Annotated in this window: 12 protein-coding genes and 1 tRNA gene; 5 read left to right on the top strand and 8 right to left on the bottom strand. The window is 69.9% G+C overall.

The window, feature by feature from the left end:
- Positions 1-365: 365 nt before the first annotated feature.
- The 4 genes from ABTW64_RS08935 to ABTW64_RS08920 form a co-directional block, all read right to left on the bottom strand.
- Positions 366-1271, bottom strand: a complete 906-nt coding sequence (locus ABTW64_RS08935) for a cation diffusion facilitator family transporter (RefSeq protein WP_350621699.1) — start codon at positions 1269-1271, stop codon at positions 366-368.
- A gap of 28 nt (positions 1272-1299) precedes the next feature.
- Complete coding sequence (locus tag ABTW64_RS08930; protein WP_350621443.1) at positions 1300-2331, bottom strand: NAD(P)-binding domain-containing protein; 1032 nt, start codon at positions 2329-2331, stop codon at positions 1300-1302.
- Between the two features lie 1261 nt (positions 2332-3592).
- Positions 3593-3666: transfer RNA gene (locus ABTW64_RS08925), tRNA-Gly, on the bottom strand.
- Positions 3667-3777: 111 nt separating this feature from the next.
- Entirely contained in the window at positions 3778-4362 is a 585-nt protein-coding gene (locus tag ABTW64_RS08920) for a hypothetical protein (protein WP_350621441.1), read from the bottom strand.
- Positions 4363-4613: 251 nt separating this feature from the next.
- Here ABTW64_RS08920 and dcd point away from each other — a divergent pair, with 251 nt between their 5' ends.
- On the top strand, positions 4614-5219 hold the full coding sequence (gene dcd / locus ABTW64_RS08915) for a dCTP deaminase (protein ID WP_350621439.1): 606 nt from the start codon (positions 4614-4616) through the stop codon (positions 5217-5219).
- Positions 5220-5442: 223 nt separating this feature from the next.
- A complete protein-coding gene (locus ABTW64_RS08910) occupies positions 5443-6615 on the top strand; it encodes an alcohol dehydrogenase catalytic domain-containing protein (RefSeq protein WP_350621437.1) in 1173 nt (390 codons plus the stop codon).
- Positions 6616-6635: 20 nt separating this feature from the next.
- On the opposite strand, the gene ABTW64_RS08905 is transcribed toward ABTW64_RS08910, so the two are convergent.
- The 3 genes from ABTW64_RS08905 to ABTW64_RS08895 all read right to left on the bottom strand — a co-directional run bounded on the left by ABTW64_RS08905 (position 6636) and on the right by ABTW64_RS08895 (position 10450).
- Positions 6636-7001: a YchJ family protein gene (locus ABTW64_RS08905; protein ID WP_350621435.1), complete on the bottom strand. Its 366-nt coding sequence runs from the start codon at positions 6999-7001 to the stop codon at positions 6636-6638.
- Positions 7002-7082: 81 nt separating this feature from the next.
- Positions 7083-9674: an immune inhibitor A domain-containing protein gene (locus ABTW64_RS08900; protein ID WP_350621433.1), complete on the bottom strand. Its 2592-nt coding sequence runs from the start codon at positions 9672-9674 to the stop codon at positions 7083-7085.
- Positions 9675-9868: 194 nt separating this feature from the next.
- The gene (locus tag ABTW64_RS08895; RefSeq protein WP_350621431.1) at positions 9869-10450 is read right to left on the bottom strand and encodes a winged helix DNA-binding protein; all 582 of its coding nucleotides are present in this window, start codon (positions 10448-10450) and stop codon (positions 9869-9871) included.
- A gap of 88 nt (positions 10451-10538) precedes the next feature.
- Here ABTW64_RS08895 and ABTW64_RS08890 point away from each other — a divergent pair, with 88 nt between their 5' ends.
- Entirely contained in the window at positions 10539-11183 is a 645-nt protein-coding gene (locus ABTW64_RS08890; RefSeq protein WP_350621429.1) for a MarR family winged helix-turn-helix transcriptional regulator, read from the top strand.
- Positions 11184-11273: 90 nt separating this feature from the next.
- Here ABTW64_RS08890 and ABTW64_RS08885 read toward each other — a convergent pair whose 3' ends face one another.
- Positions 11274-12632, bottom strand: coding sequence for an MFS transporter (locus ABTW64_RS08885; RefSeq protein WP_350621427.1), 1359 nt, complete (start codon positions 12630-12632; stop codon positions 11274-11276).
- A gap of 199 nt (positions 12633-12831) precedes the next feature.
- On the opposite strand from ABTW64_RS08885, the gene dnaK reads away from it, so the two are divergent.
- Positions 12832-14688, top strand: a complete 1857-nt coding sequence (gene dnaK / locus ABTW64_RS08880; protein WP_350621425.1) for a molecular chaperone DnaK — start codon at positions 12832-12834, stop codon at positions 14686-14688.
- A complete protein-coding gene (locus ABTW64_RS08875; protein ID WP_350621423.1) occupies positions 14688-15374 on the top strand; it encodes a nucleotide exchange factor GrpE in 687 nt (228 codons plus the stop codon). Before dnaK ends, ABTW64_RS08875 begins: the two co-directional genes overlap by 1 nt.
- The last annotated feature ends 16 nt before the right edge of the window (positions 15375-15390 follow it).

Here is a 15390-nt window from a genome sequence, read left to right as displayed (position 1 = left end):
GACTTCCGCGCTCTCTACGCCGTCGTTCCTGTCGCATCATGAGCACGATTCCGACCAGCGGCCCCACGAGCACGATCGGGAACATGATGCCCACAAACGCCATCAAGCCGTCCGCGCCTCGCTGAGCTGGCTTCGTCTCGTACCCGCTGGACGTCTCGCCCGGGTGCGGAGTAGGCGCGTCGTCCGGCTCGACAGTCGGTGCGCCTGTCGAGTCGGGCGAGTTCAGCATCCCGGCGACAGTGTTCGTGTATCCGTCACGGGAGAAGGTTCCTTCGAGGGCGTTGGCTCCTGCGCCGAGAGGGGCGGTTACGGCCAGGCCCAGACCGACGATGATGCCGATAGCGGTTCGCCATGGCTGTGGATGTTCACGCATGGGCAGTGTCCTCTCCGGAGTGTGATTCGGGCTCCAGCTGGAAAGTCGAGTGCTCGATGGACACCTCGAAGTGCTCGGCTACGCACTCCTGCAATGAGCTGAGGAGAGCCGCGGTGTCGGCACTGTCCCGGACGACCACGTGCGCAGTCAGGATCGGCAGGTCGGATGACACAAGCGATGCATGCAGGTCGTGAACCGCCACGACACCAGGCATCTCGAGAATGTGACGTCGGACGCTGCCCAGATCGAGCCCAGGAGGCGTCGACTCGAGCAGCACCCGCCCGGAAGCGCGCAGCAGGATGATCGTGCGCGGGACGATCAGCGCAGCGATTACGATGCCCGCGATCGCGTCGGCCTGGTACCACCCGAATGCCCAGATGGCAACGGCGCTCAGAATCACACCGACCGAGCCGAGGGCGTCGTTCATCACTTCGAGGAACGCGGCGCGCAGGTTGAGGTTCTGCTTGCGGCCCCCCATCAAGACGAGAAGCGAGACGATGTTGGCGATCAGCCCGACGACGCCGAAGAACAGCAGGCTTCCGGATGCGATCTCCGGAGGTTCGAACAGGCGCCGGATGCCCTCGACGAGCGCGAACAGGCCCACGGCGAGGAGCAGAGCGGCCTGTGCCAGCGCGCCGAGGACCTCCGCGCGACGCAATCCCCACGTGTGCGTCTCGGTCGGCGGGCGGTTCATGAGCTGCGCGGCGGTGACAGCCATGGCGAGCCCGATCACGTCCGTGAGCATGTGCGTCGCATCCACCAGCAGCGCCAAGCTGCCGGTGATGACCGATCCCACCACCTCGATCAGAAAGAACGAGAGCGTGATCGAGAATGCGATCAGAAGCCGGTTGCGCGGTGTCCGCCCCGCATCGCCGGCGTGGTCATGTCCGGTTCCCATGGTGTGCCTCCTTACGGTTCCCAGCCATTCATGGCCGCTGAATGATGTGGCGGGCGACGCGGGCCGCGTCCCGCAGCACGCCTTGGATCGTGTCACCGTCGGGATACCCGTACCGGGGCAGCCCGGCGGTGAACAGCCCAGGCATTGATGTGCGGCCCCGATTGCCCGGATGAGCGCGCACGTCGTCCGGCAGCCAGTCGTCGCCAGGCCGATAGCCAGTGGCGAAGACCACGGACGTCGGACAGAGCTGCCGTCCATCCGAGAGGATGACCTCTGCGCCGGTCGCTCCCACCGCAGCGGGCGCGATGTCGACTCCGGCCTCGCGCAGTTCCGCGTAGCTATCGGTGAACAGCGGCTCGGGCACCTGCCCCATGCCGAAGGGCCGCCGCCGGACGCCCGACATGGTGGGATACGCGGCAGCAGGCCGTCGACGTCGAGGGGTGCGGGTGGCCAGCGTGACGCGGTGGCTCGCGAGGAGTTCTCGGGCGAGCAGCACCCCCGCGTTCCCGCCGCCGACGATGAGGACGTCCCCGGCGGGGATCTGTCGTGGGTACTGGTACTGGCTGCTGTGCAGCACCGTGCCTGGCACCGTGAGGTCGGCGACCCAAGCGGGCATGTGGGGGCGGGCATGCGCGCCGGTGGCACAAACGACGTTCCGGGTCTGTACGTCGCCCGCGTCCGTGCTCAGCTCGAGCGTCGTACTGTTGCCCACTCGCCTCACGTCGTTCGCCTGCACCCCCCAGCGCGGGATGAGGCCGATGTGCTTCTCGAACGCGGCGAGGTACGACGCCATCTCATCGACACGTGGGTGCCGGCGAGGGTCGCCGGGGAAAGGGAACGGCGCGAGTGCGCTGTGTCGGGCCTCGCTGAGCAGCCTCATCGAGTGCCATCGCGACACCCAGCTGCGTATCCGCGGCGCCCGGTCGATCACGACGAAGTCGCGCTGCGGAACCAGTCCACGGAGCACGAGCTCGGCCGACACAGCCAATCCCGCCTGCCCCGCTCCGACGATGATCGCGCGTCGATGTGACAGCCCTAGCTCCTCAACGCGTGCATTCATACGATCAGGAAGATCACGGCGACGAACGACCAAACCAATGCGACCGCGAGGCACATGACCAGCGCGGCGGCCAGGACCAAAGCGGCCTTATTCCAGACTTTCAAGACAACAACTCCAAACAAGATCCACGAGAGGACAGCGCGCGGTCAGGCCACCGGCGCCACAGCATCACCCAAAGGGCGGCAAATAGCGGATCAGGTTCGGGAGATGGAGAGCTCGGTCAAAGTGACGGCGACACGCGCGCGCGCATGTGTGCAGGACACATGAGTCGGACACGCGCGACTGATCGAGAGGACCGATGGCGTTTGGCCGCGGAGCAGCCTCAGGAAGAACACCGCCAGCGCAAGCCCGCACAACGAGCCGAGTAGGCACGCGGCGAGCCCGAGCGTGGCTCCGCCGCCATCACCCGCGAGAACCATCGACACGGACGACGAGAACTCGGCCGTCGTCGGAGGGTCAGTGACTGAGGTCTGGCCAGTGACCGCGGCTGACGCGGTAGATACCACGGCATCCGACTCCGCATGGCAGGCCGTCCACGCACTGAGCACCATGAGCAGCGCCAGGATCGCGCCCGTAATGATCTTCGTTATCGCATGGCCGTCGCTCGTCCCCGCCCTCGTGTGGGTGGATCGGAGCAAGTCCATCAACGTCACTATAGATCCCGGCGCCGTCAGAGGGCTCCGCGGCAAATGTGTAGATCAGTGGCCCTCATCGGCGCGACCTTCTCAACGGGTCGGCCGTTCGTCTTGGGCAACTACCTTTCGCCGGGTCTCTTCCGGCGCCTGCTCGATCGCTCGCTCGAGCCGCTCAGTCCCGGCGTCGATTTCGCTGGCGTATCAAGCACGGATGTCGGCCTTGATCACGAGTGAAAGCCGCGACCCGAAGCGATGCCTGACGAATCTGCCCTTAAGGAAGTGGGTACCCGCAGAACTCGTGCGGCGGAAGAGCCGTGACGCGAAATCTGTGCCTCCACATCACCTCGCATAGGCGCGGATGCTTCGGACCGTCGTTGTGGGTCTCGAGCCGAGGTCGTCGAGAAGAGGCGTGTGGGTGACCTGTCCTCGCCAACCGTTGGTGCCTGAGGAAACAGGAAGCGCGCGCGCAACTGGCCACCTAAGCCTCGGCAACTCAAGAAGCTGGACGCGCGCGGCTTCGCCGCGAGCGCGAGGGTGGAACCGCTTGTCGACACCGAGCCGCTATGTCGAGGTCCGCCGCGCTCCGAGTTTCGCGAACGGATGTCGCGAGTTTCGCGAACATCCCGTGGAGGGGCTGACGGGAATCGAACCCGCGCTGTCTGCTTGGGAAGCAGAAGTTCTGCCATTGAACTACAGCCCCGTACGCGCCGCAGCGCGTGTCAGTCAGCATAACAGCGGTCGGCGGGTGGCCGTCGACGCACCGAGTCCCCATCCCTCCGAGAGGCATGGGGACTCAGCGGGGCCGGGCGGGTCAGCCCTTCTTGTGCTTCTTTCCCCCGGTGATCCGGCGCGCGACCATCAGGAGACCGATCACACCGGCGGCGGCGACCCACGGCTTACGGCGTGCCATCGACTTCGCCTGGGTGAGCATGGCCTCCGGATCGCTGTCGGCGACCCAGGACGAGGCCTGGTTCAGGCCCGCTGCCGCCTTGCCGGCGAGGCCGCTCACGACGCCGTCGCCCTCCGCGAGGGCACTGACCTTCTCGCCCACCGTGCGCAGGCCATCGGCGACGACGTGCTGGGCGGAGGTCGCGCCGCCGGCTGAGCCGGTCGAGCCCGATTCCGTCGAACTGGCCTCCGGCCCCGGGTCGGGCGAGGTCGCATCCGGGTCGGCGTTGGCGGCGCTCGAGGCCTGCGCAGCGGGCTGCGCCTCGGTGGGCTCCGAGCCGCCGGCGGACGCGTCCGGCTCGCCCGTGCCGGCGTCCGGCTCGGCGGAGGCCGGCTCCTCAGGGCCCGGCGCGCCGGCGGGTGGCTGCGGCGCGACCTGCGCCGCCACCGTGGCCGGGGTCACCGGCTCCGAGGGTGCATCCGGCGTCTGATCAGAGTTCTGCGACATACGCGGCTCCTTCCACCTTCCTGACGAATGCCCCCGATGTAACCGGGTTCCGACGCGCTTCGCCTCCCGCTTGACGGGAGCGGTGAGGTGTGTCACGGGAGAAGCCACCGACCACACCCGATCCCCACCTGTGGACAAACGCCCACCCGGCACCGCCTGTGGACGAGCTATCTTCCTCCGCTACGTCGCTTCGAGGCTCTCGGTCGCTCGCCGCGCTCCGCCGACGCGGCCCGGGACAATACAGTGGATCCGTGCTGCTCTCGGATCGCGACATCAAGGACGAGCTCGACTCCGGCCGCGTCGGCCTGCAACCGTACGACCCCGCGATGGTGCAGCCGTCGAGCGTCGACGTGCGGCTCGATCGGTACTTCCGGCTGTTCGACAACCACAAGTACCCGTTCATCGACCCGGCCGAGGATCAGCCCGACCTCACGCACCTGGTCGAGGTCGCCTCCGATGAGCCGTTCATCCTGCACCCCGGCGAGTTCGTGCTGGGCTCGACCTACGAGACGGTGACCCTGCCCGACGACATCGCCGCTCGCCTCGAGGGGAAGTCGTCGCTGGGGCGCCTGGGCCTGCTGACGCACTCCACCGCAGGCTTCATCGACCCCGGCTTCTCCGGACACGTGACGCTCGAGCTGTCGAACGTCGCGACGCTGCCCATCAAGCTGTGGCCGGGCATGAAGATCGGGCAGCTGTGCTTCTTCCGGCTGACCTCGCCCGCCGAGAACCCGTACGGCTCGGGCGCCTACGGCAACCGCTACCAGGGCCAGCGCGGCCCCACGGCGTCGCGCTCGTTCCAGCGCTTCCACCGCACGGACGTCTCGGTGACGGACGCGGGCTCGTTCGGCTCCTAGCCGCCCACCCGTCTCGGCACCTCCACCGCCGGGGAACGGGACGCCCACCCACCGCGCGTCGCGGGCATGACCGCGTGGATGCCCGCGGCGGAAAACCTCCGTGAACGCCGTCTGAACAATGCCGCGACCGGAATATCCGGCCGCGCGCGGGGTGTCAGGCTGGGGTGTCGACCGCTCGCGCGACCGCGATCGAAGCGGCGATCGACACGGACGGGGGGTTCCGATGAGTGCTGCCGACACGGTTGCGGCGGGGATCGCCACGCCCGCTCCGACGACGCGCGACGTGTGTGTGGAGCCGCCCGCCCTCGCCATGGTGTGGACCGGCGCGGGGCGCCCGCACGAGACCGTCGCGGTGCCGGGCGTCGTGCTGGGCCCGGGGGAGGCCCTCGTGGCCATCGAGCTCGCGACGATCTGCGGATCGGATGTGCACACCGTCGAAGGGGGCCTCCCGGCTTCCAGCCCGCTCGTGCTCGGACACGAGTGCGTCGGACGCGTGACAGCCGTCGCCGACGGCGTGCGCGCGGTCGACGGCGCCCCCGTGCACGTCGGCGACCGCGTCGTGTGGTCGGCCACGGCCAGCTGCCGCGACTGCGACCGGTGCCGCCGGGGGCTGCCCCAGCTCTGCCGCTCGCTGCGGACCTACGGGCGCGAGCGCATCCAGCCGCGCTGGGAGCTCACCGGAGGCTTCGCGACCCACGCCCATCTGCGCGCGGGCACGGCGATCGCGCGCGTGGGCGAGACGCTGCGTGCCGAGGTGCTCGCTCCGGCGGCGTGCGCGGGCGCCACCGCGTGGGCAGCGCTCGCGCGGGCAGAGGAGGTGGCCGACGTCGACGGCGCCATCCTGCTCGTTCTGGGGGCGGACCTCATCGGCCTGACGGCATGCGCCATGGCGGCCGATCGCGGCGCGACCGTGGTGGTCGCCGATCCGGATCCCGCCCGCCGGGCGCTGGCCGCCCGATTCGGCGCGGTGCAGGCGATCGATTCGCGCAGCGGCCGGGCGCTGACGGCCGCGCTGGCGGCCACGGGCCGCGCCGAGTGCGACATCGTGCTCGAGACGTCCGGATCGCCGCGTGCCGTGCGCGGGGCTCTCGACGTCGTGGGCGTCGGGGGCGTGGTGCTGCTGGTCGGCAGCGCGGTCGCACGCGAGCCGCTGCCCCTCGACCCCGAGCGGCTCGTGCGGGGACTGATCACCGTGCGCGGGGTGCAGGGCTATGCCCCGCGGGATCTCGACGGCGCGATCGGCTACCTGCGCGAGCGCGGAGCGGACCGCCCGTTCGACGAGCTCGTGAGCGCGCGCTACCCGCTGGCGCAGCTCGACCGGGCCCTCGCGGCGGCCGCCGCGGGCACCGCCGTGCGCGTGGCCATCGACCCGCGCGACGCCGCCCGGCGCCGCTGAGGTCACGGGCCGCTCGGCGGTCAGCCCGCGACGTCTCCGTCGACGTACACCCACCGGCCGCCGCGCCGCTCGAAGCGGCTGCGCTCCGACAGCGCTCCCATGCCCGCCGGCGTCTGGTACACCGCCACGAACTCGACCTCGCGGTCGGTGGCGTCGACGATCTCGAGGCCGATCCACGTCAGGCCGTCCTCGAAATCCACGTCTGCCGGCCGCGTGCGCGGATGCCACGTGCGCAGCAGATAGTCGGCGTCGTGCTTCGCGAACGCGCTGTACCTCGAGCGCATGAGCTCTTCGGGCGTCTCCGCGAGCCGTGCGCCGACGTGCAGCGCGCCGCAGCATGCGCGGTAGGTGAGGTCGCTCCCGCAGGGGCACGGATCGAGGGTCACCGATTCAGCGTAGGCGGCCGGACAGGCGGATGGCCGCGCCCCGGCAAGCGGGACGCGGCCATCCTGTCGCGAGGGGAGGGCTCAGCCGACCTTCGCCCAGGGGCCGTGCTTGTCGCCCGGCGCCTGGTTGCGGGTCCACCACTTGGCCTCGTACGTGGCGCCCTTGTACGTCACCGTGTCGCCGGTGTTGAAGATGCGCGACGCGGTCCAGGCCGGGACGCCGTTGGCGTCGACGGCGCCCAGCTCCTGCCACGGACCATTGGGGTCGCCCGGCTTCTGGCCCTTGGTGTACCAGGATGCGAGCCACTCGGCGCCGTTGTAGGTGACGACCTCGCCGCCCTGGTAGGCGGTCTTGGCGTCCCACGGCACGGGAGCCGGCGCGTCGGAGGCGCGCTTGACCGCGATGGTCATCGTGCCCTTCTTCGCGTTCTGCTCCGTGACCGTGATCGACGTGCCGGTGCCGCCCACCTTCACCGAGTTGCCGGGGTTGGCCTCGTCGTAGTAGGCGTTCGGGTCGGTGTCGTCGAAGGTCGGCAGCGCCTTCTGCGCGGGCACCTTCAGGGTCGTCATGCCCGCCTCGGTCTCGCGGTGCAGCGAGATCGCATCGGTCTTCTGCAGGCCGAACGTCGCGTCGAACGACTGGATGCGGTTGCGCGCGATCGTGCCATCCGACCACGTCAGCGCCTTGGCGCGCGCGTCGACCGGCAGGGCCTCGCCGCCGCCCGGGTGCTGCGACACGTTGTTGTCGGCGTACAGGCTGTTCACGTACCAGACCAGCATGCCGTCCTGGTACGGGAAGTGCTCGACCTTGTCGGGGCTGGTCAGGCCCCAGCCGAAGTTGTACGGCCCGGTGCGGAGGGTGGCGTCGTAGCCGCCGTACACGCGGTTCTCCGCGATGTAGAAGTGGCTGTACGGCTGCAGGTAGCCGCCGTTCTCGATGACCGAGAAGCCCTCGAGCGTCCAGTCGCTGGCCCCGTCATCCGTGGTCAGCGCGTCGCCCACGGCGATCGCGTCGACCTGGAAGCCGGGGAACGTCGCCGCGACGTCGGTCCAGTAGCGGAAGCGCACCTGCGCGGTCTCGCCCGCGTAGGCCGACAGGTCGGCCGTGAGGTCGACCCAGCCGTCGCTCGCACCCGTGATGCCGAAGCCCGCGTTCTGCGTGTTCGGGTCGTCCGTGGTCGAGAGGTTCGTCTGCACCGGAGTCCACGTCGAGCCGTCGGTCGAGACCTCGAGGTACGCGTAGTCCCAGTCGGCCTCGATGTCGTAGCTGGCCTTGGCCGTCAGCGTGCCGCCGGCGGGAACCGTGAACGCGGGGCTCGTCGCCGTGACGTCGAGGTTGTCGCCCGCGCCCGAGTACAGCTGCTTGGTGCCTTCGAACGCCTCGCCGACCTCCACGAAGTGCTCGCCGTCCGGCAGGTCGACGATCGCCGCCTGGGCGCCGAGCGTGTTGGCGTGGTAGGCGGGGCCCAGCTTGACGACGCCGTTCGCGTCGGCCTCGACCACCTCGTAGTCGAGCCACCCGAGGAACAGCTTCTCGTTCGGGCCCATGTGGTTCGGCGTCGTGCCGATCGAGCCGTCGCCGTGGCCGAGCCACGAGCCCGAGCTCATGAGGGTCCAGTACGCGGTGCCGTTCTCGCCGCCGTTGGTGTCGTAGTAGTCGGGCAGACCGAGGTCATGGCCGAACTCGTGTGCGAACACGCCCAGGCCGCCGTTCTCGGGCTCGGTCGTGTAGTCGCGGATCCAGATGTCGCTGTCGCCGATCTTGACGCCGCCCAGCTTGGCGTAGTCGGCCGGGCCCTCCGTGTACGTGCCCGCCTGACCCGCTGCCCAGCGGTGCGACCAGATCGCCCACTCGGGCGCGCCCGCCTCCTCGCCGTCGCCGGCGTGCACGGCCTGGAAGTGGTCGATGTAGCCGTCGGGCTCGTTGATGATGCCGTCGCCGTCGGCGTCGTAGCGGTCCCACACGTCGTAGCTGCGCAGCTCGGCCACGATCTCGTCGCGCGACTTGCCGGCGGCGACCTGCGCGTCGTACCAGGCGTTCGCGGTGTCCTGGATGAAGCGCGTCATGTCGGCCTGCGACTCGGTCTGGCCGTACGACGCCTCGTTGTTGGCGATCTGAACCCAGTCGCTGACGCCGCCCTCGAGGTCGAAGCGGCCCGACGACATCTCGTCGTACACGCCCTTCATCGACTCGCCCTCGCCGAAGAACATGTCCTCGTAGTGGGCGCGCGAGAAGTCCGGGAGCCAGTAGGTCGAGTTGTCCTCGGCATCCGGCTCGGGGATCTCGTTGTGCAGGGGGCCGACAGGGGCGTCGGGGAAGCGCGGGTCGACTGTGTCGCCGAACTCGACCAGGATCGTGAACAGCTGCGCCGTCTCGGCGGTGCCGTACTCGACGTACTGGCCGGGCTTGAGCTCCACGACCTCGCTGGCGGTCTTGCCCTTGCCGGTCTTGGTGACCGACGCGTCGCCGGTGGCGACCAGCTCCGCGGCCTTCTGCTTCTCGGCCGTGCGCTTCTCGGCCAGGGGGTCGGGGCGGTTGTGGCTGTGCTCTTCGGCGTGCGTTTCCGGCTCGACGGCGGGTGCCGGCGCGGCCGATGCCGCGGTCGGCACGAGCAGCGAACCCGTCAGCAGGATGGCCGCGGTGCCGAGCGCGCAGGTGGTGCGTGTCTTCACTGTTCCTCCGGGGATGTGACGATCGGCGGCCGGATGGTCGTCGATCAAGCCGTGCGCGGATGCCCGAGGAGGGCCGGTGGGGACGCACGGCGGATCACAGAACTTTCTCAGGCATCCTGTTTCGCCGTCGTTAAAACACCCGGATGTGACAGCGGGATGGGCAGGGGTGCCCATCCCGCTTGCCATATCGTCGGTCAGCAGCTGCGGCCCACGTGCGTTCCGAACTCGTGTCGGCCGAAACCGTGGCCGTGGTGGCCGTGGCGCGGGTGCTCACCGAAGCGGTGGCCGCGGTGGCCGCGGTCGTGGCCGAAGCCGTGCCGGCGCGGACCGCGAGCGCCGAAGCGCAGCGCCTCGTCGTCGCCGCCGAGCCGGCGGGCGATGGCCTCCAGCGTGCGCAGCGTGGTGGCGAGGTCCTGGGCGGGCACCGCGCCCGCGACGCGCTCGCGCACGGCGTCGACCTTCTCCGCGAGCCGGTGCTTCGCGGCGCGGCCCGCGTCGGTCAGCGTCCACTGCCCGTCGCTCGCCGCGATCCAGCCGAGCTCGGCGAGGTGGACGATCCGCTTGGGGTGGCGTGCCATCCGATCCCGCACGCGCTGGGACAGCGCCTCGTCGACGTCGCCGTCGAGCGCGTTCAGGATCATCCAGTCGCGTCGCGAGACCGGCTCGTCGTCGAAGGCGGCCGCGAACTCGCGCGAGATGAGGCCGTCGACGGCGCGCAGCCAGAAGCCCAGGGGGCGACGGTCGGCGGGGGCGGGGTGGTCTGTGGTGTTCTCCATGGGAGCTCCTTCTTGTATGTCTCTAAGCATGTATATGCACAATGACATGTAATGCACATGCATGTCAAGTGGCATGTAGTTTGGAGGGATGGTCGACCAGCGAGATCCCGCCTCTCAGATCGCCGAGGCGCTCGGCCGCCTTCGGGGCCCGTGGGCTCCCGGCATGCGCGGTGCGGGCCCGTTCGGTGCAGGCCCGTTCGGCGGGGGCCCGTTCGGTGGGGACTCGTTCGGCGGCCCGCGGGGCTTCGCCGCCCACGGCCACGGCCACGGCCACGGCCACGCCGGCGACCACGGCCACGGCGGCCATGGGGACCACGGCCACGGCGATGACGATCACGGCCACGGGCACGGCCATGGCCACGGTGACCACGGCCGCGGCGGTCGCGGCCCGCTGGGGCGGGGGATGGCGCGGCTGCGCCTGCTCGAGTCGCTTGCGACGGCCGGCTCGGCGCAGTCGGTCGGTGCGCTCGCGGATGCGCTCGGGGTCGATCAGCCGCGTGCGAGCCGTCTGGTGCAGGGCGCGGTCGAGGCGGGCCTGGCGCGGCGGGAGGCGGACCCCTCCGACGCACGGCGCACCCTCGTGGCGCTCACCGGCGAGGGGCGGGCGATCGTCGATCGCAGCCGCGGCGCACGCGCCGATGCCGTCTCGCAGGCCCTCGAGAACTTCACGCCGGCGGAGCGCGAGCAGCTGGCCATCCTGCTCACGCGGCTGGCCGACGCCTGGCCCCGCTGACAACACGTGCCCTCACCGGCGACACGCCATCTGCGCGCTCAGACGGCGTGTCCTCGCTGAGGGAACGTGTCGTCGCGTCGGCAGGGGCGATCAGCGCACGGGCTTCACCGGCAGCAGGAGCAGCAGCCCCGCCAGCAGCACGACCATGATGCCCAGGATGCCGAAGTGCGCCTGGTCGCCCGAGAGGCTCACGAAGATCGCGAAGGCCGTCGGTGCGAGGAACGACACCGCGCGCCCCGTCGTGGCGTAGAGGCCGAAAACCTCGCCCTCTCGCCCCGGCGGGATGAGCCGGGCCAGGAACGTGCGCGACGCCGACTGCGCGGGACCGACGAACAGGCACAGCGCGAGGCCGGCCGTCCAGAACACGATCTGGCCGCCGTCGTGCAGGATGAACACGAGCGTGCCGGCGACGATCAGCCCGACCAGCGCCGTCACGATCACGGGCTTGGCGCCGAGGCGGTCGTCGAGCACGCCGACCGCGATGGTCGAGACGCCCGCGACCACGTTGGCGGCGATCGCGAAGATGATGACCTCGCCCGCGCTGAAGCCGAACACCGACGCGGCCAGCACGCCCCCGAACGTGAACACGCCCGCGAGGCCGTCGCGGAACACCGCGCTCGCGATCAGGAACCACAGCGTGTTGCGCGAGTCGCGCCACAGGCCCGCGATGTCGCGCCCCAGCCGCGCGTACGAGGCGAGGAAGCCCACCCGCTCGCGCCGCGTGCCGACGCCCTGGTACTCGGGCACCGCGAACAGCACCGGCAGCGCGAAGACGCCGAACCACAGCGCCGAGATGAGCACCGTGATCCGGATGTCCATGCCGTCTTCGCCCGTCACGCCGAACAGGCCCACCTCGGGGCTGATGAAGCCGAAGTAGACGATGAGCAGCAGCACGATGCCGCCGACGTAGCCCATGCCCCATCCGAAGCCGCTGACCCTGCCCACCGATCGCGGGGTCGACACCTGCGACAGCATCGCGTTGTAGTTGACGCCCGCGAACTCGAAGAAGACGTTGCCGGCCGCCACCAGCAGCAGGCCCAGCCAGAGGTAGGACGGGTCGGGGCGAACGAAGAACATCGCGGCGGTGAGCGCGACCACGATGTACGTGTTGACAGCGAGCCACAGCTTGCGACGGCCGGACGAGTCGGAGCGCTGACCCGTGACGGGCGCCAGCAGCGCGATCACCAGGCCGGCGCCGGCGAGCGCCCAGCCGAGCTGCGCCTCGACCGTGCCCTCCTCGCCGAAGCTCGCGCTGGTGAGGTACACGGTGAACACGAACGTCGTCACGACGGCGTTGAAGGCCGCGGACCCCCAGTCCCACAGGCCCCACGCCACGACGGCGCGCTTTCGCGTGCGCACGGGTGCGGCGGCGGGGTCCGCCGCGGGGATCGCGTCGGTGGGCACCAGGGCGGGCACGCCGCTTCGCGGGGCGTCGTCGGGGCTGCTCATGAGAGCGAGCGTAGGGCTGCGCGGTGAACGGGCGGTGCTCCGACACCGGTTCGGATGCGCGGGGTGGTGCGGATCCGGAACTTGAGTCGCCCTGTATCAAGTTTGATTGACAGTCGTCGCGGTCGGGCGTATCCTTGAGTCAGCGCGGCTCAAGATCGCGCGCAGGCTTCATCAGAACGTCCAGCAGAAGGAGCATCAAATGGCACGTGCTGTGGGTATCGACCTCGGAACGACCAACTCGGTCGTCAGCGTCCTCGAGGGCGGCGAGCCGAAGGTCATCGCGAACGCGGAGGGCTTCCGCACCACGCCGTCGGTCGTGGCGTTCACCAAGGACGGCGAGGTGCTGGTCGGCGAGACCGCCAAGCGCCAGGCCGTGACGAACGTCGAGCGCACCATCGCGTCGGTCAAGCGCCACATCGGCACCGACTGGACCTTCGACGTCGACGGCAAGAAGTACACGCCGCAGGAGATCTCGGCGCGCATCCTCATGAAGCTCAAGCGCGACGCCGAGCAGTACCTGGGCGACACCGTGACCGACGCCGTCATCACGGTCCCGGCCTACTTCAACGACGCCGAGCGCCAGGCCACCAAGGACGCCGGTGAGATCGCGGGCCTCAACGTGCTGCGCATCATCAACGAGCCCACCGCCGCGGCCCTCGCCTACGGGCTCGACAAGGGCAAGGAGGACGAGCTCATCCTGGTGTTCGACCTGGGTGGCGGCACGTTCGACGTGTCCCTGCTCGAGGTGGGCAAGGACGACGACTTCTCGACCATCCAGGTGCGCGCCACCGCCGGTGACAACCGCCTGGGCGGCGACGACTGGGACCAGCGCATCGTCGACTATCTGATCAAGCAGTTCAAGGAGACGACGGGCGTCGACGTCTCGGGCGACAAGATCGCCCTGCAGCGCCTCAAGGAGGCCGCGGAGCAGGCGAAGAAGGAGTTGTCGAGCTCGACCTCCACGTCGATCAACCTGCCCTACCTGTCGCTCACCGAGTCGGGCCCCGTGTCGCTGTCGGAGACGCTGACGCGCGCGAAGTTCGAGGAGCTCTCGAAGGACCTGCTCGAGCGCACCAAGAAGCCGTTCGAGGATGTCATCCGCGAGGCCGGCATCAAGGTGTCGGACATCGCCCACGTCGTGCTCGTCGGCGGATCGACCCGCATGCCTGCGGTGTCGGAGCTCGTCAAGCGCGAGACCGGCAAGGAGCCCAACAAGGGCGTGAACCCGGACGAGGTCGTCGCCGTCGGCGCCGCCCTGCAGGCCGGCGTCCTGAAGGGCGAGCGCAAGGACGTGCTGCTCATCGACGTCACCCCCCTGAGCCTCGGCATCGAGACCAAGGGCGGCATCATGACCAAGCTGATCGAGCGCAACACCGCCATCCCGACCAAGCGCAGCGAGACCTTCACGACGGCCGACGACAACCAGCCGTCGGTGTCGATCCAGGTGTTCCAGGGCGAGCGTGAGTTCACGCGCGACAACAAGCCGCTCGGCACGTTCGACCTGACCGACATCGCGCCCGCGCCGCGCGGCGTGCCGCAGATCGAGGTCACGTTCGACATCGACGCCAACGGCATCGTGCACGTCTCGGCGAAGGACAAGGGCACCGGCAAGGAGCAGTCGATGACGATCACGGGCGGCTCGTCGCTGCCCAAGGACGACATCGAGCGCATGGTGCGCGAGGCCGAGGAGCACGCGGCCGAAGACAAGAAGCGCCGCGAGGCCGCCGAGGTGCGCAACCAGGCCGAGACGCTGTCGTACTCGATCGAGAAGCTGATCAAGGAGAACGACGACAAGCTGCCCGCCGACGTCAAGGAGTCGGTGCAGGCGGATGTCGACGAGCTCAAGAAGGCGCTCGCGGGCGACGACGACGAGGCCGTGAAGGCCGCGTTCGACAAGCTCAACGAGAGCCAGACCAAGCTCGGCGGGGCGATCTACGCGCAGGCTCAGGCCGAGCAGGCCGCGCCCGCGTCGGATGCCCCGGCCGGTGACCAGGCGGCCGACGACGACGTGATCGACGCCGAGGTGGTCGAGGACGACGAGGACAAGAAGAGCTGATGAGCGACAAGGACTTCGAGCAGCCCGACCGCAACGACGGCGACGAGGTCCAGCCTGGAGCCGAGGGGGCGGACGCGCAGGACGCGACCGCCCCTGAGGCGCCTCAGGCGGGCACCTCGGAGGAGCAGGACGGCGTTCCCGCCGACGACGAGGCCGCGAACACGGCCGACGGTCCCGGTGGCGCCAAGCAGGGCGAGCCCGAGCTCACGGTCGACGACATCCTGAACATCGGCCAGAGCGACGAGGCCGCTGAGCAGGAGAAGAGCGACTACGAGACGCAGCTGCTGCACGACCTCAAGCGCCTGCAGGCCGAGTACGCCAACTACCGCCGGCGCACCGAGGAGCAGCGCCACGTCGAGATCGCGCGCGCGAAGGGCGAGGCCGTCAAGGGCCTCATCCCCGTGCTCGACGACCTCGACCGCGCCGAGAAGCACGGCGATCTCGGCGAGGGCACCCCGTTCGCCGCGATCGCCGAGAAGGTGCGCGGCGTGGCCGAGCGGATGGGACTGGTCGCGTACGGCGCGGCGGGCGAGACGTTCGACCCGCAGCAGCACGAGGCGATCTTCCAGCAGCCCACGCCCGGTGCGACCGAGGCGACGATCCTCGAGGTCGTCGAGCTGGGCTACCGCCTCGGCGACATCGAGCTGCGCGCGGCCAAGGTCGTCGTCGCGGTTCCCGCGGAGTAGTTCGACAGGTCGATTC

Source organism: Microbacterium sp. NPDC096154 (assembly GCF_040302945.1).
GTDB lineage: Bacteria > Actinomycetota > Actinomycetes > Actinomycetales > Microbacteriaceae > Microbacterium.
This window is presented reverse-complemented; position numbering and strand designations above follow the sequence as displayed.

Coding starts and splice junctions, on each gene's coding strand:
- ABTW64_RS08935 (WP_350621699.1), bottom strand. CDS start 1,271: ATGGGAACCGGACATGACCACGCCGGCGATGCGGGGCGGACACCGCGC.
- ABTW64_RS08930 (WP_350621443.1), bottom strand. CDS start 2,331: ATGAATGCACGCGTTGAGGAGCTAGGGCTGTCACATCGACGCGCGATC.
- ABTW64_RS08920 (WP_350621441.1), bottom strand. CDS start 4,362: ATGTCGCAGAACTCTGATCAGACGCCGGATGCACCCTCGGAGCCGGTG.
- ABTW64_RS08910 (WP_350621437.1), top strand. CDS start 5,443: ATGAGTGCTGCCGACACGGTTGCGGCGGGGATCGCCACGCCCGCTCCG.
- ABTW64_RS08895 (WP_350621431.1), bottom strand. CDS start 10,450: ATGGAGAACACCACAGACCACCCCGCCCCCGCCGACCGTCGCCCCCTG.
- ABTW64_RS08890 (WP_350621429.1), top strand. CDS start 10,539: ATGGTCGACCAGCGAGATCCCGCCTCTCAGATCGCCGAGGCGCTCGGC.
- ABTW64_RS08885 (WP_350621427.1), bottom strand. CDS start 12,632: ATGAGCAGCCCCGACGACGCCCCGCGAAGCGGCGTGCCCGCCCTGGTG.
- dnaK (WP_350621425.1), top strand. CDS start 12,832: ATGGCACGTGCTGTGGGTATCGACCTCGGAACGACCAACTCGGTCGTC.
- ABTW64_RS08875 (WP_350621423.1), top strand. CDS start 14,688: ATGAGCGACAAGGACTTCGAGCAGCCCGACCGCAACGACGGCGACGAG.